The sequence below is a fragment of the Streptomyces sp. NPDC023838 genome (assembly GCF_040639555.1).
Lineage (GTDB): Bacteria > Actinomycetota > Actinomycetes > Streptomycetales > Streptomycetaceae > Streptomyces.
On record NZ_JBFAAD010000036.1, the window covers coordinates 1 to 26,719 of the forward strand.

Here is a 26,719-nt window from a genome sequence, read left to right on the forward strand (position 1 = left end):
CGTGCACTCCGAAGTCGGCGGCCACCTGCTCGACCGTCACGCCCGGGCCGCGGTTCCTCGCGACCCGTACGACGTCCTCGCGGAACTCTTTCGGACAAGGCTTGGGCACAGCGACATCCTTCCCACCCGACCCACAGGGCAAGCCAGTTCAGATGTCACCCAATCGTGCACCAGACCCGACCTGGCACACCGTCAAGCAGCTCGCCGACGCAGCGACGCCCGAGAAACTGTTCACCGGGCAGTGGCAGAACCGGCCCTCGGTCATAGATGACTACAAGTCCCACCTGGACGACCGTTGGAACGAGGGCTGCACCAACGCGTGGAAGCTGTGGGAGGAGATCGTGCCACTCGGCTACGAAGGCAGCTACCAGCGCGTTCGCGCCTTCCCGCACGAAAAGCACACCGCACGACGGGCGGTGACCGCCCGGCCGCCCTCGCCCCGGACCGTCGCCGGATGGATCCTCCGCCAGCCGGACACCCTCATCGAGACCGAGCAACTCCAGCTCAAGGCCGTCCGGACGCACTGCTCCGAACTCGATGCCCTCACCGGGCACGTCCGCTCCTTCGCGACCATGCTCACTGGTCGACAGGGCGAGCGCCTGCCGGACTGGCTCGACGCTGTCCGAGGGGACGATCTACCCAGCCTCCATACCCTCGCCGCAGGCATCGACCGCGACCGTGATGCCGCCGTCGCCGGCCTGACCTGCCCTGGAACTCGGGTCCTGTCGAAGGCCATGTCAACCGGATCAAGTTGCTCAAGCGCCAGATGTTCGGCCGTGCAGGTTTCGCCTTGCTCCGCAAACGTGTCCTGCTGTCCTGACGGTGCTGGGAAGTTCGGCTACAGCCCAACCGCTCGACGGTTGGGCAGAGCGCATGCCGCGGTACCTCCTGGCATGCGGTGACGATTGTTCGCGACGAGTCGGTACACGCCGTGGGCAGCCCACCGTATGGGAGGCAGCATGAGCAACGCACCCGCCAGCGTCCACCCTCCACCCGCGCTCAAGAGCGCCTTCGCAACAGCCTGGGCGCCTCCATACACAACGCCTCTGGGAGTCACCCACAAAACTTCATGCTCGGCTCGTGCTGAGGTGACACCAAGAGCTTCCAAGTCCGCGAACTGCCAAGGAATGGTCTCGCAACGAGGCTGTAGGTGACGCTCGGCGAACCTCACCGACGTAGAGCAAAAGCCGCAATCTCCATCAAAAACAAGTACAGGCTGGTTCCGCATGACCGCATCATGCCGCGCCTACCGCAGGGTGGCCGCTTCACCGACGGATACAGGCCACGGAGCGTCATCCTTCACTCTCGATGCGGACGGTGTCTCACCCGCACCCGCGCTTACGGGTACACAGGTAGTGGCCGACATGGAACTGCTCGGCGCGGACGGAGAGACTGTCGGCGGGGTTCTGGTGTTCGCCGAGGACGGGTATCTGGCGTGGCTTGGCCTGCTCTTGGAACGAGGACACCTTCACACTGATCGACGCGCACCGGACCCTGTGCCCATGCGACCGACGAGTGCCGGACGAGCGACCAACATGCACTGAAACAGGGGCCCTGGGCTCGTGACCCTCCCCCTGTAATCGAACGACACCGTCGCCCTCCGCGACCGCTCCCCAAGATCTGTGCCAGAACCGAGTTTTGGAGTCGCTGCGGTTCTTGCCAGGGCAGCCTCGGGATGCTCCTGGTGTCGAGACCGGCACTCAGGGTGCTCGAGGTACGGCGCAGGGGCTGCACGTGACGCCCTGCGGCTCGGCTGGGCGGCCAATGCTGCAACGGACGGACAGCAATGGTGCACCCCGGGGCGTGCGGCAAGCGCGTCACCCTGCCCGGGTCAGCCGCCGGCCGTGCCGCCGGTCAGCAGCAGCTCCGCCAAGGGCGTGCGCGCCTGGCGCACCGAACGGCCCGTGCGCGTGGTGGTCAGGAGACCAGCGGCGCGCAGCGCCGAGGCGTGGGCTGAGGCCGTGGCGTTGCTGACGCCGATGCGGCGGGCCAGTCCCGTGGTCGTACGGGCTTCGTCCAAGGAGTGCAGGAGCGCAAGCCGGGTGCGCCCCAGGGCTCCCACGAGGGGCTCGCCCGCCCGGCCGCCCCTTTCCGGGACGGGCGGCAGCCCCCGGCCCGCCGGGTAGGTGAGCACCGTCGGGCGGTCCGGCAGGTGCTGAACGAGCGGGTCGCGACGCCAGTGGAATGTCGGGCGCAGGATCATTCCGCGTCCCCCGAGGTGTATCTCCCGTACACCCCCGGCGCCCTGCCCGGGCCATTCCCAGACTCCCTCGCCGCAGCCGTGACCCCGGTGACAGGTCGGTCAGCGTGGCGCCGAGGCCGTGTTCGGCGACGGCCAGGGCATGGCGGGTGAACTCCGTCCGGTGCAGGTCCTGGATCAGGGGCCAGACCGGCGCGATCACCGTCTCGTGGGCCGCCCGCTGCGCCCGGTCGAGTGTCCGCCAGGCGTCGGCGGTCCCGCCGTGCAGGGCGCGGATCCACGGCGGGGCCGGCCGTCGCGCGTACACCTGCTCGATCCCGGCCCGCACGGACTCCGGGCGGGCGGCCCTGATCAGCGCGACCCCCTCGTCCAGCGTGTCGCCGAGGACGTCGAGGAAGGCGGGGGCCACCCCGTCCGGCACGAGGTCCGCGAGCGGTTCGACCGCGCGCGGCAGGCTCCGCAGCAGTCTGTTCCGCCAGCGCCCGAACAGCAGTTCCTCGTGCGGGGCGCCCAGCATCATCAGGGCAGCGTGCAGCTCGGGTACCGGCGAGGGCCGCGGCGCGAACCGTACCCGGGCGAAATCGTCCACGGTGAAATAGATCCGGATCACGCACATCTCCCTGTTCCACGCAAGCCTTTCGGGCTCGGCCGCAAGCTTCGCCCCGGCGCCGCGCCCGCCCCCAGGATGCCGTCCATGACCAATCCCTTCACACCCGGCCGCCGTTCCTTCGCCAAGGGCGCCCTCGCCGGCGCCGCCGCCCTGTTCCTCGCAACGGCCGCTCCCGGCTCCGCCGCGGCTACCAGACGCTCCGGCGCGCCCCTCCTCCGGCTGCCCGCACCCACCGGCCCCTACCCCGTCGGCGCCCGGGCCCTCCACGTCGTCGACCGCTCCCGCAACGACCCGTGGCAGCCCGAGATCGCGTACGCGAGCTCATGGTCACCATCCTGCGGCCGGCCGTGCCCGGCCGTGGCTTCCCGCGCGTTCCGCAGCTCACACCCCGCGCCGCCGGAGTGTTAGCCTTCCTCGCCCACCTGGTCCGTCCGCACTTGCCGGAGGCCGGGGTCGACTGGGCGGCGACCCTCAGCCATGCCCGGGCCGGGGCACCGCCGTTGCCCGGTCGGCGCCCCGTGCTGCTCTACAGCCCCGGCGCCGGCGACGCCCGCACCATGGGCAGCTCCCTGGCGATCGACCTCGCCTCATGCGGCTGGACCGTCGTCACCGTTGACCACCCCGGAGACGCGAGCGAGGTGGAGTTCCCCGACGAGCGGCCGGGACGCGACCGGATGCGGACGACCGTGCTGCGCCCGGACATGGACGCGGCGACCTTCCGCACCGTGATCGACACGCGGGTCGCCGACCTCCGCTTCGTCCTCGACACCCTCGGGCTCGACCGGGTCGGGGTCTACGGGCACCCCGCGGGCGGCACCGCGGCCGCGCAGGCGCTCCACGAGGACCGGCGGATCGCCGCCGCCGTCAACCTGGAGGGGTACCTCGACCAGATGGACGGCGAACCGTTGCCGGTGGCCCGGCAGAGGACGGACCGGCCGCTGCTCCTGGCTGGCACCGACGGCTTCCGCGACGCCCGGCTGGACCGGTCCTGGGCAGCGCTTCTCGCTCACGCGGGCCCCGTCACCCGGCGGCAACTCGACGACACCGCGCACTGGGTCTTCACCGACTACGCGGCCCTCGTCCCTCAGCTCTGCAAGGCCGGCCTGATGACAGCTGCCGGACGCGCCGCCATGGTCGGCCGGGCAGACCCGTAGACCTCCGCGATCCGGTCGGTACGCCACATGATGATCTGCTGAGTGAGGGGGTTGTACCATCCCGGGCCCTGGACCACCCGCAACCGTGGGTCTGCAGACGTCCACCAGCGCAGGCGTGCGCGGTCCTCGTCATCGATGCTGTAAGGCGCGGTGGTGATGGCGGCGGGCTTGCGGTCCTTCAGCCAGCCGATCGTGTGATCCAGCCAACCCTGGTCCACCCTCGTAGCGTAGCGGGTGCAGTCTCCCCCCGAAGCCCAGCGACACCGGCGGATGGTGCTCTTCGTCAGCCACCGCGGACAGCAGGCAGAGTCGCTTGCCTTGAGTCCATGCTGCTCAGCCCAGACGACCATGATCTCCTGCTTCGCGCGCTGCTCGGCGCAGCGTTGTTCATAGCTCGCACAGTCCGCACGACGCTCTGGGCGGGCCATCCCGTAGGGCCAGGCTACCCCTCCGCCGGTGCCAAAGCCGAAGACCGCTCCCGCTCTTTCGTGGAATTTGGGCATAGCTAATCTCCGATTCGGCCTGCGGCGTCGACCGCTGGAACGTGGGGTTGTCAAAGAAAGGAACGATGAGCCTCACTGGAATACACGGAGAGCAGGCCAAAGGAGTGACCGCACGGCGGCCATCGTCGTTGGGATCAGCACAGGCGGGTGATGCTCACCTACCCGTTTCTTCCTGTGCCTGCTCCACCGGCATAGCCCCGACCTGGGTTGGTGTCGAGCATGTCGTGCCTGGACGTTCTCGAGGGATCCTTCGACTGGGGCAGACATCTTCGTCAGTGGGGTCGTATGGGCTCTCGGGCCGTGGATCTGTGGCTCGTTAACCGGTGCCGCGTGGGGTTGGTTGGCGCCGTCGGCGTGGGCGGCGCATTGGGCGGCGATCTGCGGGGCACACTTGCCGGAGCCACCCGTGATGCGTTTGCCCCGACCTCCGTGCCCCGCTGTGCAGTGGCGCAGAAGCTCCGGCGGCGACGAATCCTGTCCGGCCACGCAGGGGTGACGCTCGTAGGGACGTTGACGCCCCACTTGTTCGAGCAGACGCGCTCCGGCGCGACCCGCTGACTCCTTGACCACGACCTTGACTGGCCTGGTCAGACGGGTCGTTCGACGTTGGTACCGGTCCAGCACGCCGGGCACCTGCTCATGGAAGGTCTGCTGGCAGCCGCGCATGGGACAAGCCAGACGCCGCACCCGCACACGGCTCCCCCTGGCGCCCGTCGACCAGCAAGTTGGCCACCGTCCGCCAGTGATAGCCGTGCACGCGTCCCGACGATGCTCCGCACACCGGGCAGTCCGCAGTGTCCTGCGGAGTCCGTGCCCGCACCACGATCCGCTCACCCTCGTCGACCCCCTCCTCTATAACCAGCGGTGGCAGGCTCGAAAACACCGTCTGCACCAGCTCGTTGACATCCTTCACACAGATATCAACGAGCCCCCGCGACTCTCCGTCACCACCGAATGTGAGACAGGGCCGTCTATTGGACAATCCCGCGAGAGTGGCATCAGTGAAGTCGCATCCGGCCAGATCGACATGCTCGAAGTCCGCCCTGTCCAGGTTGGCCTTCTCTACTCGGGCGTTCGGTAGAGGAGGCGGAGGTCTCGTAGAGCTCGTAACACGATCATGGGTCGGGCTTGTTGAGGCGTCTCCAGCAGATGAGGCTGCAGGCAAGGGAGACGAACGCGGCGTGGAGTTCGGTGCGGCGTTCCCATCGGACGGCGAGTCGTTTGAACTGGTGGAGCAGGGCGAAGGTCTGCTCGACGACGTAGCGGAGCTTGCCCATGCCCTTGATGTTCGGGGCTCCTTTGCGGGAGATGACAGGCAGGATCCGGCGTTTGCGCAGCTCATCGCGGTTGGGGTTGGAGTCGTAGCCCTTGTCTCCGAGCAGGGCCTCGGATGACCCGAAGCGGGTGCCGCGTCCGTCGCAGATCAGATGGTGTTTGCTGCCCGTCTTCCGCCGGTCGACCGGCGACGGACCGGTGTCGGCGCCCCCTTTTTCGCGCGGATGTGGGAGCCGTCCACGCATGCCCTGGACCAGTCGAGGCGGCCGGCCGCGTTCAGCTCGGCGAGGAGGATGCGGTGCAGCTGGTCGAAGACCCCGGCTTGCTGCCAGCGCTCCAGTCTGCGCCAACAGGTCTGCCCCGAGCCGAATCCCAGCTCAGGCGGCAGGAGTTGCCAGGCGATGTCGTTGCAGAGCACGTACAGGATGCCCTGCAGGCACAGCCGGTCAGCTACCGGCCGCGGCCCCGGTGACCTCGTCGGCCAGGGCGGCAGCAGCGGCTCGATCAGTGCCCACAAGTCGTCGTCCACGATCCACGGCCGAGTACCCACACCATCCCGAACGGCCGAATCGTCACACCGGTCACGGCTGAGCAGGACATCTCATCAAGATCCTGTTACAAGCTTTAAGACGCCCTCGCGTGACGGAACTGGGCTGCCATTGCGGGTGGCACGGGCCTTTGTCCGCGGACAACCTTCTATTGTCCGCAGCTGACCTGGGGCTTCGCGGGGGATTGCTTGACGGACAAACCTGCTGTGGCGATGTTGGGGCGTACGCCGCTTCAACTCGATTCTGGAGGGCCCGTGGAAAACGCACCTTCGTTGCATGTAGGGAGTCCGCCCCACCACGGAAAGCAGAGAACCGGAAATCGCCCTCGCCGCATGCGCCGCCGACTGGCAACCCTGGCGGTCTCGACTGCGGTTGTCGGGGGCGGGGTGCTCTTCTCCGCCGGCCCGGCCGCGGCAGGAGTCGCATCGTACGACGGGGGATGCGGATCCGGTTTCCGGGAGATAGATCACGTCAGCATGTACCGACCTGTGGACGGGGCGTACGTCGGAACCGGGTATCTCACCTACAACGCCAATACCGGGGAGAACTGCGCGGTGCTGCAAGTGGCTCCCGCCGATCCCACCAAGTGGGTCTTCATCGGCATCCGGCGGTCGGACGGGGAAGGGCGCCCGGTCTGGGACGAGGGGTACTTCTCGCAGTACGCGGGCCCGGTCACGGTGAGTGCGGCTGGTGCCTGCATCATCTGGGACGGGTTCGTCGGAGCCGACAACAACGACACGTCCTCGCGAGCCGCACGCTTCCACAAGGGGCCGTATCACTGCGATTGAGCTGCCGCACTGCATCGCCCCCCCACGTTATTTCCCGCACGGGCGGCGGTGGATTCCGTCCCCCGCCGCCCGTGCGGGTACCCGTTCCCTACGACAGGTCAGGGGCTTCCCGCAATGAGGACCAGGCAGATCAGCATCAAGGTGGGATTCACGGCACTCGTGTCGGTAGTGAGCTTGCTGGCGCTTCCGGCGGTGGCCGAGGCGAGACAGGCCGACGAGCAGTACAACGGCGCCTGCGGCTCCGGATATCGTGTCGTCGATTCACTCGACATCAGTGGATACGGGCGCACCTTCCTGACCTGGAACGGTTCCACCGGCTACAACTGTGTCGTCACCCAGAAATACGGTGAGAACGAGGGCGGCTACCTCTACACCATGACCGCGTGGATCCAGCGCACGGCTGATGGATATGAGGAAAAGGACAAGGACCTCTACCACCACTACGCGGGCCCGGTCTACGCGAACGGGCGGGCGACGTGCCTCAATTGGGGCGGCTACGTCGACCCTGCGGACACTGGTTCCTATCAGTTCAACCGGCACTGCGGGTAGCACAGCCGCGGCCCGTGATTCATGCCCGAGAGGGCGCGCTTGTGAGAGCGTGCGCGTCCGTGTGTGATCCAGCACCGGTACAGCCAACCTCACGGAAGGAAGTTGTTGTGAAACACGGCAAGAGGTACATGGCGGTGGCTTTGGCCCTGCCCTCGGTGGCGGGCATACTGGCGGCCGCACCCGAAGCCGCCGCTGCGACTCCTCACAACAGTCGGCCCGCAGTGGCAGCCCAGCCCGCTGGAGGAGAGTACAACGGTGCCTGTGGAAGCGGGTATGAAGTGATCGATGAGATGAGGCTGGAGTCCGGTGCGACGGTATATCTGACCTACTCCGCCTCGGGATACAACTGCGTGGTGACAGTGCGCCAGTACCCCGGCTCTCCCGCTTGGACAACGGCATGGCTCGCAAACGCTGATGACTCCTCCTCGCGGCGCGAGGACGCGGACGACTATACGAGCTATGCCGGGCCCGTCTTCGTCTATGCGAAAGGGAGTTGCGTGAGTTGGGGAGGTAGGTTCATGTACGGATACACCGACAACACGGGACACTGCGGCTGATGCCACGGTCACGGCTCTTCCGCCCGGCAGCCCCGCCGCGCACGACCCCGAGCACCGCTGCTGTGGCCGCTACCGCGACGGCCGTGGCGGGGCTGCTCCTCGCCACCGCGCCGTCGGCCCGAGCCGCTGGATACGGACTGTGCGGCCAAGGGCATGTTCTGGTGGATTCCGCGCCGGTCGGTGATCTCGGCACGACGTATCTGACGTGGAACGCCGATTCCGGGGAGAACTGCGTGATCGTCGTGCGTCACCGGTCGGGACCGTCGATGGCGATGGCCGCATGGATCGGGCGCGACAATGGTGTCCAGCAAGTGGATTCCGGCAGCTACACCCTGTACGCAGGTCCGGTGTACGTGGACGGCCGCGGAACGTGCGTCGACTGGGGCGGTGTGATCCACGACCAGGACGTCAACCGCTGGCACACCCACTGTGGCTGAAACCCACTGACGGTAGGGGCGGCTTCGGCACGGCAGCCGACCCACAGAGCGGCATACCTCCTGGTGTGCCGCTCTGGCGCGTCCACGATCTGTCCGACAATCGGTGGAAGCCCACGCCCATCAACTGGTCTGCTGGGAACTCGACGTGATCGTAGCGGGTCGCCGGCGGCGTACCCGCAGATGCGGAGGGGGCGACCGATGGGCAGGGCGGGGCGGTTGCAAGGGGAGCCGAGAGGGGAAACGATTGAGGCGAACGCACTGGCTGTCTTCTTGCGGGAGCTGACGAAGGGCCGCACAGTCCGGGAGTTGGCAAGGTGCTACGGCGCCGGAAAATCGAGCTGGAGCGACTACCGAGCGGGCACGAAGACCATTCCCTGGGAGCTGTTGGAAAGGGTGGCGTGCGGCCGACTGCGCGATGCCAGGGGCCGCGCGGAACTCCTTTCCCGCGCCAAACGTCTGTATGCCGCCGCCTGCGCGGCGGAGGCAGGGCGGGGGAGCGTGGTGGAATTGGTCTCTGGTCAGGCTCCCCCGCCGACTGAACCACCTAGAGGCAAAGGGGAGTTCTTCCGGAGCCATGAGGCCCAACTGGCCGAGGCGGAAGAATTGGTGCGCACGCTCCTGGGAGTGACGGCCAGGCTGCAGAGCGAGTTGGACGACGCGCTTCTGCGCGCCAACGACGGCTCGGCGGCAGGCGCTCCTGGAGCGGCAACACCGAACAGGGAGCGACCGGATGTGGTGGGGAAAGGACCAGAAGGCCAGTCCCAGGGGCCGTCCGCCACCCAGAACGCACGAGAATTCCCCCACGTGGGGAGGACGACGGAGGAGCATGGGCCGGGGCGGTCACGGGCCGATGCTGCAGTGGAGGGTGTGTCACGCGGCGAGATCGTGGTGCGCCCGAGGCATCTGCCGGTCCGGCATACTGGGGGCAGAACACCGAAGGGTCGGCCCGAAGCCGAAGTGGCCGTCACACACACCCACCTGCCCCGCCGACGCGCCGAATTGGCCCGGCGAGGTCGCAGCAGCGAGGTCCGGGCGCGAGAAGTGGCGCTCGCCTCCGGGCAGGTGGTGCGGCGCCCGCGCAGTTGGCCCGGTGGTCGGCTGCTGCCGGCCACCACACGGCAAGGGCTCTTGAAACACGCGTGGTTGTCAACGGGCTGGAGGCGCCGTGTCCTTCTGCTCGTGTGTGTCCTCGTTGTCTTCGGAGCTGCGGCGACGAGCCTGGATCTGGGACCCGCGCTCCGCACGGAATCAGGACCGCGAGTCCCCGGTCCACTGCCGCAAGCGCCCACCGAAGGGCCTGACGAGGGTGACTCAGCAGGCCCGCCCACGCCGTCCCACCCAGGCAGGCGCGAGAGCACACCGGCACTCCGCCCCTCCCCGCCGTCGTCCCCCGCCCACCCCGCTTCCTCGCCCCAACCAACACAGGGCCGTTCCCACTCGGCTCCGGCACCTCCAACAGCACGAGTTCCCGCTGAGCCCCCCGCACCGGTGGACAGCGGCGTCTACGCCATTGCCCGCGACGGCCGGGCCGTCATGCAGTGGAGCGGGAGAGGTACCGCCTGGGTACGGATAGGGGGCCCTGCCGAGAAGTTGTACGCCAGTGCGGCCGGAGTCTTCGCCACGGACCCCAAGACCGGTGAACTCCGGGTCTACTCCGGCATCCCCGGTGCGTGGGTGAGCGTCAGCGAACGCGCGGCCGCCTTCGCCACGAGTGGTACCCAGTTGTTCCGCCTGGCCGCGGACCACAGTGCGGTCCACCGATGGAATCGCGGCCTTGGTACGTGGACGAAGATCGGGGGGCCCGCCGCAGCGCTGTACGCAGGAGGCGCGGGCCTCTTCGCGACGGACCCCGTCGACGGCAGGATCTTCGCGTACTCGGGACAAGGTGACCTATGGACGTACGCAGGCGGTGCCGGAGCCGACTTCGCAGTGAGCGAGCGACACCTGTACGGCCTCAACCCCGAGCGCAACGCGGTGTTCCGCTGGAGCGGCGAGCCCGGAGTCTGGAGCAATGTCGGCGGGCCTGCCGGGTCTCTTCACGCGGGTCCCGCTGATCTGTACGCCACGAACGAGACCGACGGCGGGCTGTGGCGCTACCACGAAGGCGCCTGGGCACGGATCGGTGAGGCCGGCGCGGGGTTCGGAGCGCGCGCGGACCACGTGTACCAGCTGGACAAGCAGACCATGGCGGTCTGGGAATGGCGCGGCATGGACTGGCGACGCATCGGAGACCCCGTGCGCTCGCTCGCGGTAGCTGGCTGAGCCAACCGGCGCCGCAACCAGAGGTCTTGCGGGCTCAGCGCCAGTCGCTCGTACCACGATCCCCGTCGTCCCATGGACGATGGGGATCACTCAGACTCGCCGTAGAGCAATGGACCTAGTGCTGCTCCGCAGAAGTTCGTTGAGGGGGTGTCCACCGGCTCGCCGTCGGCATGCGCAACCTTCAGGGGGTTGCGCCACAGGGTTCGAGCACCCGGGTCGGTCACCCCGGGTGCTCGGGTAGGTCAGCCGTCTAGCCGACGGCCCATCAGGATGTCGTCCACGTAAACGCCGTCCAGCAGGAACTCCTCCGGTAGCACGCCCTCGACCCGGAACCCGCACCGCTCGTACAGCTGGCGCGCCGGGACGTTGTGGCCGAGCACGCGCAGCGAAATCCGCCGGGCGTCCTGGGCCCGGGCGGCCAAGCACGCGGCCTCGACCAGGGCCTGACCGACGCCGCGGCCGCGGACGTCTGTGGATACCTGCAGGCCCCTGATCTGCCGGACGTGTTTGTTGCTGGCGAGTGGGGTCGCCGGGACCTGGCGGATGTAGCCGACCACCCGGCCGGCGAGTTCGGCCACCAGGAAGTCCTCTGCTGGGCACTGCTCATTGAACATCACCGCGTCCTCGGCCCGCTGCGGCGTGACCTCGCTCAGCCAGGACCAGCCAGCACGGTCGAGTGCGATCAACGGCGGGCCATCCGTCGCGTAGGCGGGACGGATCATCAGATCATCATGTGACATGGCGGCATGCTATTGCTGCTCCCAGACGTTCATGGGCAGTCAAGGGCTTTCTGCGGGGAGCTGGCGGGCAGTCCACTGGGCAGGATGTTGTCCTTCTTCGGCCACCGCTCGCGGGCATGGCGGTTCAGGCGCTGGCGCAGGTGGTGCTGCATCGATTCCGGGGACTCTTAGGCACAGGCCCATCTTTCCGGGCGCACATACAGTCCGCCATGATCATTGGCCGTGACGGGTGGGCGGCGGGCGGGGTTGGCAGTTGCGGTGAAGCTGAATGCGCAGGTGCGCGAGCTGTTAGTGCGGACGGTGGCATCGGCGAAGTCCGAGGTGCGGGCGGTCCTGTGGGCCCGGATCGTGCTCGCGGCGGCCGACGGGATGGCCAACGGTGCGATCGCCCGGAAGCTTACGGTCAGCGTGAACACGGTACGCAAGTGGCGCGGGCGGTTCGCCGCCCGGGGCATCGATGGCCTGCGCGATGCCGGACGGTCCGGGAGGCCGAGATCGTATGGGCCCGAGGTGCGGATGGCAATCGTGGCCACGGCGCCCAGCATGCCGCCGCATCCGGAGGCGACCTGGTCGCGTCGGGCCATCGCCCGGTGGGTGGCCGGCACGCGGTTCGCGCCGGTCTCGGCCTCCCACGTCGGGCGAATCCTTGGGGACTGGGACCTGAAGCCGCACAAGGTCCGCGGTTGGCTCACCCGCCGGGACACCCCCGACTTCTGGCAGCGCGCCGCGGACGTGTGCGCCCTCTACCTCGACCCGCCCGAGGGGGCTGTGATCCTTTCCATCGACGAGAAGACCGCGATCGTCGCCCGCTCGCGCCGCCATCCCGGACGACCGGCGTGTCCAGGTGTGAGCCTGCCCGGCAGGAGTTCGAGTATCGGCGCCACGGCATCGCCTCCCTGGTCGCGGCCCTCGATGTCCGCACCGGCGAGGTGCTCACCGAGGTGATCCGCCGCAACGACGCGGTGACCTTCACCGCCTTCCTGGACAGGCTCGACCGGGTGATCGCACCTGGCAAGGAGATTCACGTCGTGCTCGACAACGGCTCCTCGCACACCGCCAGGCACACCAAGGCGTGGCTGGCCACGCACCCGCGCTGGCACGTCCGTTGGCCCCCACCGCACGCTTCCTGGCTCAACCAGATCGAGCTGTTCTTCTCCGCCGTGACCCGCCGGGTCCTGCGGCGCGGCGACTTCGCCAGCCGCGACGACCTGATCGACAAACTCGATGTCTACGTGATCAGGCACAACGAGAACGCCAAGCCCTACCGCTGGACCTACGACGCCACCCCACTCGGGGCCGCCTGATGAACCCCCTCCATGAACTTCTGCCGAGCAGCACTAGACGGTCTCGACCGCGTCGGGAAGGCCCTTCAGGCCGTCGCAGACGAGCATGAGGACGTCGTTCACGCCGCGGTTCTTGATCTCGGTGAGGATGTGCATCCAGTGCTTGGCGCCCTCACCGCCGTCGCCGGCCCACAGCCCGAGGATGTCCCGCCGGCCCTCGACCGTGACCGCCAAAGCCACGTAAATCGGCCGGTTCGCGACCGCTCCGTCACGGATCTTCACGTGGATCGCACCGATGAAGACCACCGGACAGACCGGGTCGAGAGGCCAGTTCTGCCATTCGGCCATGCCGTCCATGACCTTGTCGGTGATGGTGGAGATGGTCTGGCGGGAGACTTCGGCGCCATAGACCTCGGCCAGGTGGGCCTGGACCTCACCTGTCGTCAGACCCTTCGCGGACAGGGAGATGACCATCTCGTCCACGCCGGACAGGCGCTTCTGCCGCTTGGCCACAATCTTCGGTTCCAACGACCCGTCCCGGTCGCGGGGCACGACTATCTCCACTGGGCCCACGTCCATCAGGGACGGTCTTCGCGCGGGTTCCGTTGCGGGAGTTGCCTCCGTTCTTCCCAGCCGGATCGTGCCTGTCATAGCCGAGATGATCGGTGATCTCGCCCTCCAGGGCGGACTCCAGCAGCCCCTTCGTCAGCTGCTGCAGCAGCCCGCCCTCACCAGTCAGCTGCAGGCCCTCGGACTGGGCCCGGCTCACCAACTCGTCGATCAGCCTGTCGTCCACGGCTTCGCCAGCTGCGGCTCGGTGGTCTCGCCGGTCTCGACCTCGGTCACGTTCTCGTTCGTCATCGATGCATCTTCCTTGATCAGGAGTTACACCGTTCGATTTACAGTCCCTCGGGGGCCGGGGCCGTACCTGACGTGACGGCTGGCTCCCGGCGGCGCCAAGCCAGTCGGTACCGCTGAGCGGCCCCAACGCCTCATGCACCCGTCGCTGGTGGGACACCGCCTCCCCGGTGACGGGGCATGGTTGCCCGATTGGGCAGCGAGAGCGGCTCGTGCTGCCGTGCATGGGGTCCTCGTCGTCTGGGATCGTGAGGGTTCATTCCGGGGCTGGGTCTTCGGCGGTGAGGCAGGGAAGCAGCGTGCGGGCGTCCTGGATGTTTCCCTCTGTCGACCTCGACATGGGAGGGAACTGCCCGGATCCTGGCCGAGGAACACGACCAGACGCACGACGGCACGCATGCCTGCCCGCTGCTCTGGGCTGGCCGAGCACACCCGTGTCATCGCTTGCGACCGAGCTGGGCTTGGCGCGATTGATCCCGCGATGCCGGTCACGATCGACTTGGAGGTCGAGGACCTGAGCGCGCTCCTCTCTCACACGGGAAACGGGGCATGCGTTCTGGTCGGCCACAGCTGGGGCGGCATGCTGGCCCAGCTCGTGGCCTGAGCCCACCCGAAGCTGATAGCGGGGCTGGTCCTCGTGGACCCTGCACATGAGGAATTCCAGCCCTGGGCCATCCGCGCAGCTGAAGCAGTACTGACCTGGCCGTCGGTCCTGCGACAGGCCTTGGGGTCAGACAATCGCTTTCTTCGCGAGCAGGCCGCGCAGGAAGCGGGCAAGAGGAGCGACGATCCGCGCGTGAAGGACCTGTTCGTCGAGGCGGAACTGGCCTGCCATACGCACGAGTACCAAACGCGGACCAGTACTGTGGAGAGCTGGCTGCTGCGCACGCACCCATATCCCGGCTGTGCGGCGGTTACGTGCCTGCTCACAGCTGCCCGACGTGCCGGTGGTTGTCCTGAGTGCGACCCGGGGTCTACCGAAGGGGCTGCGGACTCGGTGGACCTCGTTGCAGGCCCAGATCGCCGCCGCGGCCGCTCGGGGCGAGCACATGGTGGTGCCCGACGCAGCCCACTACATACACGACAGCCAGCTTGAAGCCGTCACGACATCGGTGCTCACCGTCGTCGGTCTGGTGCGGAACGGGCAAGCTCGCCATGAGCACGACGAGCAGGCCGTCTGGAGGCAAGTGTGTCTGGTTTCCATGGCGTCGCCGGGAGGGATCTTGCGTAGGGTGGGCCTTCTTGATCGGCGGGGACGGGGGAGCGATGGGCGCGTTGGCGGGTTTTATCGTGGGGCTCGGGATCGTTGTCGCAGGCCTGGTGGCCGTGGTGGCCCGCCGCCAGCGACGTGCCTCGGCCGGGAAAGCCGAGGGGATGCTGATCGAGCAGCAGGCGCGCCGTGAAGCGGAGCAGGTACGCAGCGAGGTGTTGGCCTTGCACGCCCATGCGGGCGTCACCGGGACCTTCGGCTCGAGCCGCCTCACCCGCCGCTGACGGCCCCCTGCCCGGGAGCGCGTTTTCTGCCCGGCTCGCCGAATCAGGCGAGATCCCGGCGCTGGTCTGCGTGAGCGACGTTCCGGTAGCAACAGACGCCCGTGACGCACACCTGCGGGCCATCGGCCAGGAAGCACAGCACGTCGGGGAAGAGTCGGCCGGGCCGGCGTCTGCGGCGCTGAAGCAGCTCGCCCACGCCTATGCTCTGGTGACCGCCGGAACCACCGCACTCACCACCCTCACTGCGCCGACCGAGCGCGCGCTGACCGTCAACACCAGCGTCGTGGAACCCGGTGCAGGCTGGCTAGGGTGTCCCAATGATTCTTCACCTGGGGAGGGTGCGCCTCGCGGCGTACGCAGGGGTCGTCGTACTGATGCTTTCGATGTCGGCCTGCGGCACGCGCACGGCCGGCTCACCGCCCGGACTGGACGGTGAGCCGGCCGAGAAGCTGGGTTTCGAGCGCTACCCCGACAGTGTGCAGTGGCCGGGATCCAAGGACGAGGACTACGTCGCGCCGGGCGAGGGACTACAGCTTTTCGCCCGGCAGGGGAACTGCGTACTGGGCATCGGCACTTACGCCAACGGCTACGGATACGTGCCCGTCAACTGGTCCGGCAACGCGGACTGCACCAAGCTCACCCTGCACCCCGACCCCGCCGGTTCGCCCAGGGATGAATCCGGCGTGCCGAACTCGATGCGGCACGGAGCTCCTGGAGGCGGAGTGCCGGCCCAGGCGGTGGTCGACTGGGGTGACGGGTCGCAGTTCTTCATATCCAGCGTGGTCCGTGTCCGCGAACGCGACGGACGGCTGCGTAAGTTGGCTGATCTCGAATTGCCCTGGGCCCTCAAGGAGTCGGACACCTCGGACCGCGGGACGGTCAGCTCGGCGGTTCGCAGCGGGAACCGGCTCCTCATCGCAGGCAGCGAGACCGTCTCGGGCGTCACCGGGCCCTTCCTGTACGCCTCCGACGACCGCGGTGCGACTGTGCACCGGGTGACACTGCCGACGCAGACAGACAGTGGGAGCCAGACACCGGTCGGCCCGATGGCGGCCGATGGCCGGGAGGTGATTGCTATCGGCAGCTACTCCTCGAACGCCTTCACCCAGGAGGCCACCGGCACCCTGGTGGTGTGGCACTCCGCCGACAGCGGAGCGCATTGGACCAGAGCGATCGTGAACGGACTGCCGACAGGCACGACAATGCACGGCGCGTTCCGGGTGGCCGGACGCTGGTTCGCCGTGGGGGACATCTCGGGGGCTCCCACGAAGCCCGATGTGCCCGTGCTCCTCACCAGTACCGATGGCGCCACCTGGACGAAGGCCGACACCACAACGATGGGTGCCGGCGGCGTCGTCGCGGCGACCGTCGACGCCCAGGGACATCCGATCATGGTGGGCAGCCTGCGGATGCCGGGGAAGTCCCCGCAGGCCCCGGCGAAGTACTGCGGTGCGGTCTGGACCGGCGACGGAACCCCGGCAGGATGGCAGCGCGGCGAACTCGGCTGCCACTCCCAGCCGCCTGCAGCCGTGACGACCTTGGCGAACGGAACGGTGGTCATTGCCGGTAACAGCGACTTGTGGCTGCGGCACTGACAGGAACTGACCGGCTGGAAGAACGGCCTGCAGCGACACCGTGTTGTCGACTGGTGCGCGGCAAGCGTCGCGACATGGCCGCAGACGTGGTCGCGCTCGCCGCAGCCGCCGAGCGGCTACTGACTGGCATCCTGCTGCGTTCCAGGACGGGCCATCTGAACACCAGCGAACTTGCCAGCGAAGCCAAACTGCGCCGCGATGCTACCGCGGCGGAGCCGGCCACGTGGGGTGTGATGTGGGGCCGGATCGAGCTGCTGATGCCGGCTGGTCCGGTCCGTGGGTGGCGGTGGGCGAACCGTCGCCGCACGCTGGAGGCGATTGCCTGGGAGTACCGCACGTGCTCGCTCTGGCGTGACCTGCCCCGGGAGCGCGGCTCCTTCAAGACAGCCCATAAACGGCTGCTGCGTGAGGCAGTTGACGGCGCGGGGGCCGGGATCTTCGTTGCGGTCCTGGCCGCTGCGGACGTGGACGACGGCATCGGCTGGACGGTCTCGGTGGGCTCCATCGGGGTGCGGCGCACAGCGATGATCTCAGGAGTGCGGATGCGGGACTTCAAAGTGGTGTGGCGGGAGCGCGACGGCAAGGTCCGCTCGTCGGCCGTGTCGTACTCGGCGGCTGCGGTCGAGGACCGCAAGCAGCAGCTGGAGGGCGACCAGGCCGTGGCGCGCGTCGTCGAGGTGGCACCAGGCGCAGATGTCCCTGCTGGCCTGGTCGAGGATATGCGGGCGCAACTGCCGTCGGCAGCCTGACCCTGAGGGCAGGCAGGACCCCCTCGAGCGGGGGTGCGTGAGGATTCCTCGATCCGGCCCGCCCGCGGGTGGCTGCTGGCTGTGGCGCTCCGCCACTGTGGCCGTTCGCGCTGCCCTAGGCTCGGGGAAGAGACGACAGCGAGTGGGGGCTGTGTGAAACGGGAACGGGCCACGGCGGTGCTCAGGGAGATGCTGCAGCGCCTGGGTGCGGGCGGCCCCTGGCCGCTGGAACTGGTCGAGATGGTCTATGTGTTCGGCTCGTTCGCGCGGGGCGCCCTCGAGCCGAACGACGTCGACCTCGCCGTGGACTTCAGCCAGGACGAGCGGATGAGGCAGCGGTTCGTCGCTTACCGGCCGTCATCATCACGGCGGACCTCGTACTCATATTGGACCTGCCGATGTGGCCTGCTGCTGGCCGCCGGGAAGAGCCCGAAGAACTGCCGCACCGTCTCTTCATCTAGTAGGAACCGGCCCTCCACGTATGGCTCTGGAGGTTGGAGCCAGATCCCCATCCGAGAGTTGAGAAGGGAGTCCAGGCCAGACCGGGGGACGGGCTTCGCCGGGCCAAGCCAGCGACCGAGGTAGATTCGCTGATCATCAACGGCGGATACGTTGATCTGGTAGTCCCGCCTCACCGTCAGTGTATTCACGTGTGACATGGGATCATCCTTTGCGCTGATGTCTGGTCGCCCGCTCTTCGGCTTCCCACAATGAGAGCTTGTGGATCCCTCGTCATGCTGGCCAGTCAGGACGGGCCACGGCGTAGGACACCTGATTGCGGGGCAAAGCCGGCTCGGACAGCTGGTAACCAGCACCTATTCCTGGCGCGCCTTCCCACGTCACGAAGCCCGGAACACGGTCGTCCCGCCACGACCCCCACAGCCCGGCGCATCCCAGGCCTTCCGACAGGTGCCGCATCACCTCCAGATACGGCGCGCCGTTGCGGCGAAGAAGACCAGTAACGTTGCGGCGAAGAAGGCCAGCCCCGCAAAGGCATCTAAGGCGGCGGCAAAGAGCGCAGGGCGGTAACCGTGACTGCCGCGAGATGGCTGCTATCCACCGGTCCCGCCGCGGGCGGTCGTTCTGGTGCGGTGACCTGGCCGGCCGTCAGGTCAGCTCGGACAGCTGGTAATCGGCAGGTATTCGGAACGCGCCGTATTCTCCGGCGATCATGATCTGTGGGCCGCCTTCACCAACCCTTGAGGTAGCGCTGGCAGCCTGCCTCGACCGCCGCCCCAAGTGGGAACCATCCAACGGCAGCGCCGACATCGCGGCCGCGGTTGGTCCGGCTGCTGGATTAACGCGTCGTGATGACCTGCAGCGGCGCGGCGGTGACAGGCTGACGCCGCGAACAGCAGGATCATGGGTTCGACTTGACGTCCACAAGCGCGGAACACGCAGGGCCCGGTCGATCACGGCGTGCCGGCGCGCGGCGGATTGCACGAGGTAGACGGTGGCCTGCGAGTTCTCGATGCAGCCGTCCGCGCCATCATCCAGAATGTCGCGGATGCAAGCCGACTTCCGTGTGCGGTCCGGGAAGCTCCCCGCTGGCGTCCTGCATATAGGAGATTATCCAGCGGATCGCCAAACGGGTGGATAGTTTGGATTGAGTACGCCCCTTGAGCCCTCGGGTCACCAACTTGCGATAGCGTCATCTCATGGATGACCGCACAGAACAATGCGATGAGGAGGCGGAAGTCGTTCGGCAAATCATCGCCGTCGTGGGCGATGATTTGCCGAGGCTACCCAATCTGAATCAGCCATCGGAAGATCACATTCCTCGCTCATTCACCATTCCTGCAGTGGCCCTTGCCCGGTGTCGAACATTGCTCCAAGGCATCGTCATACTGACGGAAAATAACCGTGGCGACGTCGTAGGAGTGCTACTCCGATCCTTGTATGAGGTATGGCTTGTTGGAATTTATGGATTGCTCGGCGGCCTAGACAGCTTTGAGGCGCTGCTGGATCACCGCGACTATTGGCAACGCCCACTTGAAAAGGAATTTGGCTGGGAGGTAAAGTCGGAAGGAAAAGGCAAGCATATCTCAGTTAAGCACCTGGCCAAAGAGGTCGAAAGACTGCTCAAGGAAGATCCTGAAGGAAGTCTATTCTACGATCCAGTCGGCCTGTATAGGAAACTGTATGCACTTGACTCATTCGAATCTGTCCACGGGGGGCTTGGCTCGCTCGGAAAGCATTTAAAAACCAGTTATTTTATTACCGCTGAGCAGGCTTGGGAGATTGATGTTCCTGTCATCCTGGAGCCTCGCGATTCAGGATTGGGGTGCACCAGAATGACGTTGGCTGGACTCCTGGTGACTGATTTTGCAAAGCTAACGTGGACCCTGGGAGGACTCGACCCATCTCGCCTGAATATGCTTGACACGGCCTTGCGTGAGGCAAATCGACGGCGGTTCTAATGGCTCTGAACAGCGGAACCGGTAGAATCATCGGGTCGACCTCTGCAATTCGGCTCGGACAGCTGGGTGAGCACCACCTTGACGGCCGGTTCGTCACGGATGTTCCCGGGTTGCACTGCGCCATGGGCGAGGCGCTCTTGGGGCCCGGACGGTACTTCGGTCGAGAATGGAACGCCTTCAAGGACTGTCTGGGTGGTGGATTCGGTGTGGTGCCGCCCTTCACCCTCGTCTGGCACGACTCCGAGGTCTCGCGGCGCGCACCGGCAGAGGTCGACGATCCCGAGGGCCGGCTTTCCTACTTCGAGGAGATCGTGCAGCTCCTGGAGCGGTGTGGCGTGACGGTCGTGATCCAGTGAGCCGCGTCGGAGCGGGCCCGGTAACCGTGATCACATCCTGCTGGCCAGGTAGGTGTTCCAGTCGCGGCCGGCGCGGCGGGTCCACTTCAGGGCGCTGGTGAGGCTGATGGCGGGCAGTGAGCTCAGGACGGACGGGGGCAGGTCGGTGGCGAGGGTGATGAGAGCGGAGTTGCGCAGGGGGATGACCGGGAGGCCGTAGCGCCGCAGAGTGGCCGTGTCGTCGCGGGGCACTGGGCGGCCAATCAGTCAAAGCCACAACCACGGCATCAGGGCTTCGGCGTAGTCACTTGACGTCCGGTTCGTGACGATCCGTCGGCTCGGCGGATCTGGGGAATGCGACAGGCACGGCTTCCAAGATCATGGAGTTCTCGACGCCCCGTGATCCGACTGGAAGACCGTGCCTGCCGACGCATCATCGCCGATCCCGCCTGCCTTTGACCAACTCCGCGAGCATCCCGAGGCCGTACCCGAGGAGATCCCGGACCTGCTGGCGCGACTGGCCCAAGTGCCCGACCCGCGAGATCCGCGCGGCGTACGGCACGCACTGGTGGTCGTACTCGCGCTGACCGCGTGCGCGGTTCTGGCCGGAGCGACCTCTCTGCTGGCGGTCGGTGAGTGGATCGCAGATGCCCCGCCGTCCGTCCTGGAACGCCTCGGCATACGGCCCGATCCACTGTGCCCGAAGCGGTTCCTGCCTGCGGAAACGACAGTCCGGCGGCTGCTGGCCCGCATCGACGGCGACGCGCTGGACCGGGCGGTCGGACGCTGGCTCGCCGACAGCCGCCCGAAGGCGACCGGGCTGCGCGGCCTCGCCGTGGACGGAAAGAGCCTGCGCGGCGCGGCCAGAGCGAACGGCCGCAAGATCCACCTGCTCGCCGCGCTGGAGCACGCCACCGGCCTGGTCCTGGCCCAGCTGGACGTCGGCGAGAAGACCCACGAGATCACCTGCTTCCAGCCGCTGCTGGACACCGTCGCAGACCTGGCTTCAGCGTGGTCACCAGCGACGCGATGCACACCCAGCGCGAGCACGCCGACTACCTCCTCGGCCGGGGCGCCCACTACATCGTGATCGTCAAGGGCAACCAGAAGAAGCTGCGCAAGCAGCTCAAGTCCCTTCCCTGGAAGGACATCCCGCTTCAGGGCCGCACCCGGGGCACCGGCCACGGCCGCTCGGAGATCCGCCGGATCAAGGCCGCCACCGTCAACAGCCTCCTCTTCCCCGGAGCCCACCAGGCCGTCCAGATCAAGCGCCGGCGCACCGACCACAAGACCAGCAAGACCACCGTCAAGACGGTCTACGCCGTCACCAGTCTGACCGCCGAGCAGGCCACCGCGGCCCAGCTCGCCGAACTCGTCCGCGACCACTGGAAGATCGAGACCCTGCACCACGTCCGCGACACCACCTTCGCCGAGGACGCCTCACAGCTGCGGACCGGCAACGCGCCCCGAGCGATGGCCACCTGGCGCAACCTCGCCATCGGAGCCCTCCGCACAGCAGGAGTGAAGAACATCGCAGCCGGCCTCCGCCGCAACGCCCGCGACCCTCGCCGCCCCCTCACACTCCTCGGCCTCGGATGATCACGAACCGGACGTCATGCGACTACGCCGAAGCCCTGGGGTGCACCCGTGGTTGCACCGTCGGTTGCCGACCGGCCAACGGCAAAGTTTCTTCGGGCAGTTCGGGTGTTCTCCCACGAACATGATGGCTACGATCAGCATATTTCGGAGTCACACTGCTCGCACGATATCCGGTTTCGGAGCCTGCGCTCGCCTCGCCGCCGTTGGTGAGCATCCAATCTGGCCGTTCTCCGGGACCAGGGCGAAAGTATTCGGCCCGGTGGCATCCACGCCGACGACTTGACGGCTGCAGGCTCGAGCAGTTGGCCATGACTTCGGCCATCCGGTACGAGCTGGCCCAGGGATGCCGGGTGAAGCGACGTGACCAGCGACTGGGGTACCCAAGGGGCGAAGCCCTGGGAGCGGCCGCAAAACGCCACGAGGACGTGCGGTGGCAGAACGAGGCGTTGAGCGGCAGACTGAAAAGGGAGATTACTCAAGCACTGCGAGCGTCCGCTGCCTCCCTTGCGAACCATTAGACCAGGCGGGCGGAACGCGGGGTCGCGCAGGGGGTCTCCGCCGGGCGGGGGCTTATCGCGGGGGCTTGCATCACCCTTGCCATGAACGATGTTCCCCGTAACAGTCAAGGCACTACTGCAAGAAAGGACAGCTGGCGATGAGTGGAGAAGATGGCAGTGTCATCACGCTACCAGAAGTGATTGTCGTAGGGGACCCTGACCGGTCACCCATGACGGTAGCTGACTGGTTCGCCGAAGGGTTTTACGTCGGCTGGAATCTCCAGAATGGCACACCTGAGGCACCAGCGTTCCTCAACGGACCCTTCCTGCAGGCGTACTTGGACGGCGCCTCAGCCGCGCAGGGCAAGCGTGCCGATTTCGATCAATTCCAAGGTCCTGCAATCGGCCCCGATGTCGGTGGCGTGCCCTTGGAAGAGTTCGAGCGTGGCTTCCGCGAAGCGCTCGATGAGCTTTTCCGCCAGGAAGATAAACATATCGAGAGCGAGCCGGAGATCGAGATCGTGCCGGGGCCGGGCGTCTTGTGACCGTGTCTACGGACCTGCTGCAGGTTGCGCACCAGACTATCCCGCTGATGACGGATGGCAGCCCCTAGCCTCGATCTTTCTTGATGGGTCGCCGACGGAGTCGGCGGCCCATCTTGTTGGTGGTGGCGAGGGCTGGGCAGGCTGAGGGCCCGAGTGTCGTCTCGGGTGGACGCCGGGTTCCACTGCTCCGGGCTTGATGGTTTCTCTCGTAGGGGCGGGTGAATCTGCTGGTCATCCGGGGTTCGGCAGGAGTGCGAGCCGTTCGAGTGCGGCGGTGATGTGGCTGGTCCAGGGCCAGTGCCGGGCCAGGCGGAGGATCCGGCGACGGCCGGTGCTCACGAGCTGTCCGGCCGTGGTGAACAGGCGAAGCCGCAGGCGGCGGGGCTCCCAGAGACGGGCCGTGCCGGTCAGCGCGAGCATCGGCATCCAGGCCAGCAGGTCGAGAGCGATCTGCACGATCTCCAGCCAGACCTTGTTCTGGGCGGTGCGGTGGAGGGGCAGGTTGCGCAGGCCGGTGGCGCGGGCGGCCCGGATCCGGTCCTCCGCGCGGGCCCGCAGCCGGTGCCGGAGCTCGAGCTCGGCGATCGGCTGGTCGGCGGTGCTGGTGGCAAAACACGTCGGCCGCATGCCGTCCGCGTCCGTGAGCCGCAACTGGGCCCCAGGATGGGGCCGTTCCTTGCGGACGATCAACCGCATGCCCGCGGGCCAACCGTCCAGGACATCGCCGGTGAGTTCGGCGACCCAGGCGCCGTCCCGGACCTCGCCGTCCGCCTCGACGGCCGGCGTCCAGGCCGAGGCCGGAATGCGCAGGACGTGCTGGTGGATCGCGTCGGTGATCACCATGCCGACCGAGTAGGACAGCCACCGTCCGCGTTGGGCGAGCCAGGCCACGAAGTCGTGGGTGCCGCCCGCGGAGTCGGTGCGGATCAGGGTTCGTCGCCCGCGCCGGTACTTCTTCGGCAGCTGGGCCAGGGCCAGTTGGGCGGCGGTGATGTGGTCGGCGGCGGTGTTCGAGCCCGCGTTGCCCGGCCTGAGCAGGGCCGCGACCGGTTCCCCGTTGCCGCCCTGCCCGTGGTCGACGAACCCCATCAGCGGGTGATGTCCATAGGTCCGCTTCCAGGTGGGTGCGGCGTCCTCCTTGTCGGAGTGCGCGATCACCAGCACCCCGTCGAGGTCCACGGTTACCGTCCCGTCGGCATCGGGCGCACTGTCGCCGGCCAGCTTCCAGACCCGCTCGCGTGCTTCGGTCCGGGCGGAACGGATCGCCGCCAGTGCCCTCTCACCGGAGCCGGCGAGGGTGTCGATGAGGCGGGAGACCGTCGGGTCGGAGGCTACCGGCCCGAACACGGCCGGCTCGGCCCGCAGCATGCCCACATCCGCGAGGCAGTCCCCTCCCAGCGCGACCGACAGCGCGATGTCCAGCAGGACCTTGCCCGCATCGTGCACCGCCCGGGCCTTCCGCCACGGCGTCAGCGCCGCCGATATCGCGTCATCCAGACCGGCCTTGCGGACGGTCTCGACCAGCAGCACGCCCCCGGCCTGCGCGACCACCGCCCGGCCGCCGCCCTCGACGCGGACACGCGGGTAGGACCCGATACGCTTCTTCACCTGGAGAGTGCTTCTTTCCGTGCGGCCAACGGGACCCTCGACAAGTCCCATCGTTGCAGGTCAGGAGCACTCTCCTCTTATTTGATCAAGCCTCGGACACCCCACCACGTGAAAGCGCGAGGCTAACGGCAGGCGGTGCCAAGCTCGACCGAATAGCCGACGAACTGCCGTGACGCTCTCACAACGGCTCGTGGCGAGCCTGCTGCCCGATGAGTTCGCTGCGCAGGTGCGCACGGCCGCAGCAGCGGTGCGCGAAACCCTGCAGTACAGCGTGGCGACCACCACCGACTCCACCCGGTCGACGCTGATGATAGGAGGCTGGCACGGCCTGGGCTCAGGTCACGCCCCCCTGACCGCCAGCGCCTGGGGATGGCCGCCCGCCGGACGTTCTGCTCGCGCCTTGATCAACCACCACGGTGTTGCAACGACCCCTCGAATTCGCCCCCACATTCGACGAACCGGTGGGACGGGGCCCAATTCCCTTGCCGCAACTGGTGCATGGGCCGGTCCCGGTCACGTGCTGTCGGTCCGGAATCCCTGCGCCTGCCGGGCCGCAAGGGTCGCGCCCGCGCGCATACGCCGTCCTGTGGCAGCCCTTGACCGGCCTGGAACGCGCCATGACCGCGCCTTGGGGCTTCGGCCCGTCGATGCCGTCGATGACGCTGGGATCGAGCCGAGGGCGGCCAGCCCCTGCTGGATGCCCTCGGCTCGACCCGAGGTGGAAGATCTGTCCGCCCCAACTCAGGCGCCGATGGTGGGAGGTGAGCCGTCCTGGTTGAAGGTGACCGGTGTGACCGTGCCGGAGTCGGCCGTGTCCAGGAACATTCGGTAAAGGTCCACGCCCTGGTACGTGCCGCTGGGCGCGCCGCCGATGATCTCGACCAGCGCCAGGTGCAGATGCGGGTCAATGCCCGCGAACTCGTGGACCTGGCCCAGCACATCCCCGCGGGAGACCTGTGTACCGACGCCCAGCCCGCCCGGCACGTTGGTGAGGTGGGTGTAGAAGCCGCCCATCTCGTCGTTGGGGGAGCGCATAAAAAGCTGCGCGCCGTAGACCTTGCCACTGTCGGTGGCCGGGTCGTGCGGGCTGTACTTGGTGATGTGGGCGTCGAAGGCGGCGTGGACCTGTGTGCCTGCGGGGGCGCCGAGATCCATGCCGTACTGGATGTACCAGTGGGGCGACTGGTGGCCCCCCGTGCCGGGGCCGCCCAGGCCGGCGGTGAAGCCGCTGGGGAACGGGTTCGACATGTCGATGGTGAATGCGGACACCTGTCCTGCTCCTTTTTCGAGCCCCCGGCCCAACCGCATTCCAGTCTCGCTCCCTGCCTGGTCGATGGCGACTGCAATAACCCTTCGGGAAAAGATAGTTGTGGAATGCGAAACGAATTCTGCGGTGGCTGCCCGAGGGCGTCGCTCCTATACTGGAGCCGGTACCCGCTTGATCCGAATTTCTGTGATCCGGCGGCGGTGAATGCCCTCAGTCGGCGTTCCTCAATCTGCGCTCCCGCCTCTCGGAGCCCCTCGGAGGCCGTCATGACCTGGTCCAACGTGACCGACTTGGAACCAGGCGACGTCATCAGCATTCCCGGTGTGAACCATGTCTTCAACGATGACGTGATGCGCACGGGAGGCAGCATCGCCTGGGACGACCGGAATCCCGGGAACATAATCAGCTCTGGCGAAGCCGTGAGTATCGGCGCGTATCCCGGAAAACACCATGACATCTTCGCGTTCTTCGCCGACGACGAGACGGGATTCCACGGGTCCCATGACCCGCAGCGGTACGCCCAGCAGGTCGCCGACGCGATCCGGCGGGTGGAGGGCTGGCGGCCCGACCCGGACGACCTGTACGTCACGACGACCGGCAACGGCTCGACGGGCTCGGCGAACTCCGGCCAGACACAGCCGCTGGGAGTGAACGTACCGGTGGACTTCGTGCAGGACCTCTTCCTGCGGGACTACGACAGCGCCTCCGACGACGACCTGCTGGGATCGATCCGCATCGAGGCGTCCGAGCGCGGGGTCGGCTCCATCGCCAGGCTCGTTTCGTCACCCGTGGAGGGTTCGGCCTACTACGTCACCTACCTCGTCGACTAGGTCACGACAATGGACG

27 protein-coding genes and 5 pseudogenes are annotated in these 26,719 nt (G+C 67.4%); 21 read left to right on the plus strand and 11 right to left on the minus strand.

Features of this window, described 5'->3' with window-relative positions:
• The first annotated feature begins 152 nt into the window (after positions 1-152).
• The gene (locus tag AB0G17_RS30995; protein ID WP_361389920.1) at positions 153-902 is read left to right on the plus strand and encodes a hypothetical protein; all 750 of its coding nucleotides are present in this window, start codon (positions 153-155) and stop codon (positions 900-902) included.
• On the opposite strand, the gene AB0G17_RS31000 is transcribed toward AB0G17_RS30995, so the two are convergent.
• The 3 genes from AB0G17_RS31000 to AB0G17_RS31010 all read right to left on the minus strand — a co-directional run bounded on the left by AB0G17_RS31000 (position 839) and on the right by AB0G17_RS31010 (position 2,203).
• Positions 839-1,228, minus strand: a complete 390-nt coding sequence (locus AB0G17_RS31000) for a DUF393 domain-containing protein (protein WP_361389922.1) — start codon at positions 1,226-1,228, stop codon at positions 839-841. The two genes, AB0G17_RS30995 and AB0G17_RS31000, sit on opposite strands and share 64 nt — an antisense overlap.
• 94 nt (positions 1,229-1,322) lie before the next feature.
• The gene (locus AB0G17_RS31005; RefSeq protein ID WP_361389924.1) at positions 1,323-1,466 is read right to left on the minus strand and encodes a hypothetical protein; all 144 of its coding nucleotides are present in this window, start codon (positions 1,464-1,466) and stop codon (positions 1,323-1,325) included.
• Between the two features lie 365 nt (positions 1,467-1,831).
• Positions 1,832-2,203 (minus strand): winged helix-turn-helix domain-containing protein, encoded by a 372-nt coding sequence (locus AB0G17_RS31010; protein WP_361389926.1) that lies wholly within the window; start codon positions 2,201-2,203, stop codon positions 1,832-1,834.
• Positions 2,204-2,894: 691 nt separating this feature from the next.
• Here AB0G17_RS31010 and AB0G17_RS31015 point away from each other — a divergent pair.
• Both AB0G17_RS31015 and AB0G17_RS31020 read left to right on the plus strand, forming a co-directional pair.
• Complete coding sequence (locus AB0G17_RS31015; protein ID WP_361389928.1) at positions 2,895-3,218, plus strand: hypothetical protein; 324 nt, start codon at positions 2,895-2,897, stop codon at positions 3,216-3,218.
• Between the two features lie 29 nt (positions 3,219-3,247).
• The gene (locus AB0G17_RS31020) at positions 3,248-3,964 is read left to right on the plus strand and encodes an alpha/beta fold hydrolase (protein ID WP_361389930.1); all 717 of its coding nucleotides are present in this window, start codon (positions 3,248-3,250) and stop codon (positions 3,962-3,964) included.
• Positions 3,965-4,989: 1,025 nt separating this feature from the next.
• Here AB0G17_RS31020 and AB0G17_RS31025 read toward each other — a convergent pair.
• The 3 pseudogenes from AB0G17_RS31025 to AB0G17_RS31035 all read right to left on the minus strand — a co-directional run.
• A pseudogene (locus tag AB0G17_RS31025) lies at positions 4,990-5,386 on the minus strand (transposase family protein); the annotation flags it as partial.
• Positions 5,387-5,461: 75 nt separating this feature from the next.
• Positions 5,462-5,632 (minus strand): annotated as a pseudogene (locus tag AB0G17_RS31030) (pentapeptide repeat-containing protein); the annotation flags it as partial.
• Positions 5,583-6,292: pseudogene (locus AB0G17_RS31035) on the minus strand (transposase). The pseudogenes AB0G17_RS31035 and AB0G17_RS31030, both read right to left, overlap by 50 nt.
• A gap of 474 nt (positions 6,293-6,766) precedes the next feature.
• On the opposite strand from AB0G17_RS31035, the gene AB0G17_RS31040 reads away from it, so the two are divergent.
• The 5 genes from AB0G17_RS31040 to AB0G17_RS31060 all read left to right on the plus strand — a co-directional run bounded on the left by AB0G17_RS31040 (position 6,767) and on the right by AB0G17_RS31060 (position 10,883).
• Positions 6,767-7,078 carry a hypothetical protein gene (locus tag AB0G17_RS31040; RefSeq protein ID WP_361389932.1) on the plus strand — a complete coding sequence of 104 codons (312 nt, stop codon included), beginning with the start codon at positions 6,767-6,769 and terminating at the stop codon, positions 7,076-7,078.
• Between the two features lie 159 nt (positions 7,079-7,237).
• The gene (locus tag AB0G17_RS31045) at positions 7,238-7,627 is read left to right on the plus strand and encodes a spore-associated protein A (RefSeq protein ID WP_361389934.1); all 390 of its coding nucleotides are present in this window, start codon (positions 7,238-7,240) and stop codon (positions 7,625-7,627) included.
• A 107-nt stretch (positions 7,628-7,734) separates the two neighbouring features.
• Entirely contained in the window at positions 7,735-8,184 is a 450-nt protein-coding gene (locus AB0G17_RS31050) for a spore-associated protein A (RefSeq protein WP_361389936.1), read from the plus strand.
• Positions 8,185-8,267: 83 nt separating this feature from the next.
• Complete coding sequence (locus tag AB0G17_RS31055) at positions 8,268-8,621, plus strand: spore-associated protein A (protein ID WP_361389938.1); 354 nt, start codon at positions 8,268-8,270, stop codon at positions 8,619-8,621.
• Between the two features lie 1,488 nt (positions 8,622-10,109).
• Positions 10,110-10,883 (plus strand): hypothetical protein, encoded by a 774-nt coding sequence (locus AB0G17_RS31060; RefSeq protein ID WP_361389940.1) that lies wholly within the window; start codon positions 10,110-10,112, stop codon positions 10,881-10,883.
• 242 nt (positions 10,884-11,125) lie between these two features.
• Here the strand turns inward: AB0G17_RS31060 and AB0G17_RS31065 are convergent, their stop codons facing one another.
• On the minus strand, positions 11,126-11,623 hold the full coding sequence (locus AB0G17_RS31065; protein WP_361389941.1) for a GNAT family N-acetyltransferase: 498 nt from the start codon (positions 11,621-11,623) through the stop codon (positions 11,126-11,128).
• 369 nt (positions 11,624-11,992) lie between these two features.
• Here AB0G17_RS31065 and AB0G17_RS31070 point away from each other — a divergent pair, with 369 nt between their 5' ends.
• Positions 11,993-12,568: a helix-turn-helix domain-containing protein gene (locus tag AB0G17_RS31070; RefSeq protein ID WP_361390036.1), complete on the plus strand. Its 576-nt coding sequence runs from the start codon at positions 11,993-11,995 to the stop codon at positions 12,566-12,568.
• Entirely contained in the window at positions 12,460-12,927 is a 468-nt protein-coding gene (locus AB0G17_RS31075) for an IS630 family transposase (protein ID WP_361389943.1), read from the plus strand. The genes AB0G17_RS31070 and AB0G17_RS31075 overlap by 109 nt, the downstream gene beginning before the upstream one ends.
• A 45-nt stretch (positions 12,928-12,972) precedes the next feature.
• Here the strand turns inward: AB0G17_RS31075 and AB0G17_RS31080 are convergent.
• Positions 12,973-13,687, minus strand: a pseudogene (locus AB0G17_RS31080) (IS256 family transposase); the annotation flags it as partial.
• A 474-nt stretch (positions 13,688-14,161) separates the two neighbouring features.
• Between AB0G17_RS31080 and AB0G17_RS31085 the strand changes: the two are divergent.
• From AB0G17_RS31085 to AB0G17_RS31115, 7 genes and pseudogenes are all read left to right on the plus strand, one after another.
• Positions 14,162-14,368, plus strand: coding sequence for an alpha/beta hydrolase (locus AB0G17_RS31085; protein WP_361389945.1), 207 nt, complete (start codon positions 14,162-14,164; stop codon positions 14,366-14,368).
• Between the two features lie 638 nt (positions 14,369-15,006).
• On the plus strand, positions 15,007-15,258 hold the full coding sequence (locus AB0G17_RS31090; protein ID WP_361389947.1) for a hypothetical protein: 252 nt from the start codon (positions 15,007-15,009) through the stop codon (positions 15,256-15,258).
• A gap of 317 nt (positions 15,259-15,575) precedes the next feature.
• Positions 15,576-16,853 (plus strand): hypothetical protein, encoded by a 1,278-nt coding sequence (locus AB0G17_RS31095; RefSeq protein WP_361389949.1) that lies wholly within the window; start codon positions 15,576-15,578, stop codon positions 16,851-16,853.
• 233 nt (positions 16,854-17,086) lie between these two features.
• Positions 17,087-17,356: pseudogene (locus AB0G17_RS31100) on the plus strand (transposase); the annotation flags it as partial.
• 486 nt (positions 17,357-17,842) lie between these two features.
• Positions 17,843-18,187, plus strand: a complete 345-nt coding sequence (locus AB0G17_RS31105; protein WP_361390038.1) for a nucleotidyltransferase domain-containing protein — start codon at positions 17,843-17,845, stop codon at positions 18,185-18,187.
• Positions 18,188-19,260: 1,073 nt separating this feature from the next.
• Positions 19,261-20,022 (plus strand): DUF5677 domain-containing protein, encoded by a 762-nt coding sequence (locus AB0G17_RS31110; protein WP_361389951.1) that lies wholly within the window; start codon positions 19,261-19,263, stop codon positions 20,020-20,022.
• 122 nt (positions 20,023-20,144) lie between these two features.
• Entirely contained in the window at positions 20,145-20,378 is a 234-nt protein-coding gene (locus tag AB0G17_RS31115) for a barstar family protein (protein ID WP_361389953.1), read from the plus strand.
• A gap of 30 nt (positions 20,379-20,408) precedes the next feature.
• On the opposite strand, the gene AB0G17_RS31120 is transcribed toward AB0G17_RS31115, so the two are convergent.
• A complete protein-coding gene (locus AB0G17_RS31120; protein ID WP_361389955.1) occupies positions 20,409-20,609 on the minus strand; it encodes a hypothetical protein in 201 nt (66 codons plus the stop codon).
• 166 nt (positions 20,610-20,775) lie between these two features.
• On the opposite strand from AB0G17_RS31120, the gene AB0G17_RS31125 reads away from it, so the two are divergent.
• From AB0G17_RS31125 to AB0G17_RS31135, 3 genes are all read left to right on the plus strand, one after another.
• The gene (locus AB0G17_RS31125) at positions 20,776-21,447 is read left to right on the plus strand and encodes a transposase family protein (RefSeq protein ID WP_361389957.1); all 672 of its coding nucleotides are present in this window, start codon (positions 20,776-20,778) and stop codon (positions 21,445-21,447) included.
• The gene (locus tag AB0G17_RS31130) at positions 21,387-21,956 is read left to right on the plus strand and encodes an ISAs1 family transposase (RefSeq protein ID WP_361389959.1); all 570 of its coding nucleotides are present in this window, start codon (positions 21,387-21,389) and stop codon (positions 21,954-21,956) included. The genes AB0G17_RS31125 and AB0G17_RS31130 overlap by 61 nt, the downstream gene beginning before the upstream one ends.
• Before the next feature lie 655 nt (positions 21,957-22,611).
• Positions 22,612-22,998, plus strand: a complete 387-nt coding sequence (locus tag AB0G17_RS31135) for a hypothetical protein (RefSeq protein WP_361389961.1) — start codon at positions 22,612-22,614, stop codon at positions 22,996-22,998.
• Positions 22,999-23,229: 231 nt separating this feature from the next.
• Here AB0G17_RS31135 and AB0G17_RS31140 read toward each other — a convergent pair whose 3' ends face one another.
• Together AB0G17_RS31140 and AB0G17_RS31145 are read right to left on the minus strand one after the other, a co-directional pair.
• A complete protein-coding gene (locus AB0G17_RS31140) occupies positions 23,230-24,606 on the minus strand; it encodes an IS1380 family transposase (RefSeq protein ID WP_361389963.1) in 1,377 nt (458 codons plus the stop codon).
• Between the two features lie 741 nt (positions 24,607-25,347).
• A complete protein-coding gene (locus AB0G17_RS31145) occupies positions 25,348-25,875 on the minus strand; it encodes a peptidoglycan DD-metalloendopeptidase family protein (RefSeq protein ID WP_344522282.1) in 528 nt (175 codons plus the stop codon).
• Between the two features lie 264 nt (positions 25,876-26,139).
• On the opposite strand from AB0G17_RS31145, the gene AB0G17_RS31150 reads away from it, so the two are divergent.
• Entirely contained in the window at positions 26,140-26,703 is a 564-nt protein-coding gene (locus tag AB0G17_RS31150; protein ID WP_361389966.1) for a hypothetical protein, read from the plus strand.
• Positions 26,704-26,719: the final 16 nt, after the last annotated feature.

Coding starts and splice junctions, on each gene's coding strand:
- AB0G17_RS31115 (WP_361389953.1), top strand. CDS start 20,145: ATGGGCGAGGCGCTCTTGGGGCCCGGACGGTACTTCGGTCGAGAATGG.
- AB0G17_RS31135 (WP_361389961.1), top strand. CDS start 22,612: ATGAGTGGAGAAGATGGCAGTGTCATCACGCTACCAGAAGTGATTGTC.
- AB0G17_RS31065 (WP_361389941.1), bottom strand. CDS start 11,623: ATGTCACATGATGATCTGATGATCCGTCCCGCCTACGCGACGGATGGC.
- AB0G17_RS31130 (WP_361389959.1), top strand. CDS start 21,387: ATGCACACCCAGCGCGAGCACGCCGACTACCTCCTCGGCCGGGGCGCC.
- AB0G17_RS31010 (WP_361389926.1), bottom strand. CDS start 2,203: ATGATCCTGCGCCCGACATTCCACTGGCGTCGCGACCCGCTCGTTCAG.
- AB0G17_RS31000 (WP_361389922.1), bottom strand. CDS start 1,228: ATGCGGAACCAGCCTGTACTTGTTTTTGATGGAGATTGCGGCTTTTGC.
- AB0G17_RS31085 (WP_361389945.1), top strand. CDS start 14,162: ATGCCTGCCCGCTGCTCTGGGCTGGCCGAGCACACCCGTGTCATCGCT.
- AB0G17_RS31070 (WP_361390036.1), top strand. CDS start 11,993: ATGGCCAACGGTGCGATCGCCCGGAAGCTTACGGTCAGCGTGAACACG.
- AB0G17_RS31015 (WP_361389928.1), top strand. CDS start 2,895: ATGACCAATCCCTTCACACCCGGCCGCCGTTCCTTCGCCAAGGGCGCC.
- AB0G17_RS31150 (WP_361389966.1), top strand. CDS start 26,140: ATGACCTGGTCCAACGTGACCGACTTGGAACCAGGCGACGTCATCAGC.
- AB0G17_RS31095 (WP_361389949.1), top strand. CDS start 15,576: ATGATTCTTCACCTGGGGAGGGTGCGCCTCGCGGCGTACGCAGGGGTC.
- AB0G17_RS31040 (WP_361389932.1), top strand. CDS start 6,767: ATGTACCGACCTGTGGACGGGGCGTACGTCGGAACCGGGTATCTCACC.
- AB0G17_RS30995 (WP_361389920.1), top strand. CDS start 153: ATGTCACCCAATCGTGCACCAGACCCGACCTGGCACACCGTCAAGCAG.
- AB0G17_RS31110 (WP_361389951.1), top strand. CDS start 19,261: ATGGATGACCGCACAGAACAATGCGATGAGGAGGCGGAAGTCGTTCGG.
- AB0G17_RS31105 (WP_361390038.1), top strand. CDS start 17,843: ATGGTCTATGTGTTCGGCTCGTTCGCGCGGGGCGCCCTCGAGCCGAAC.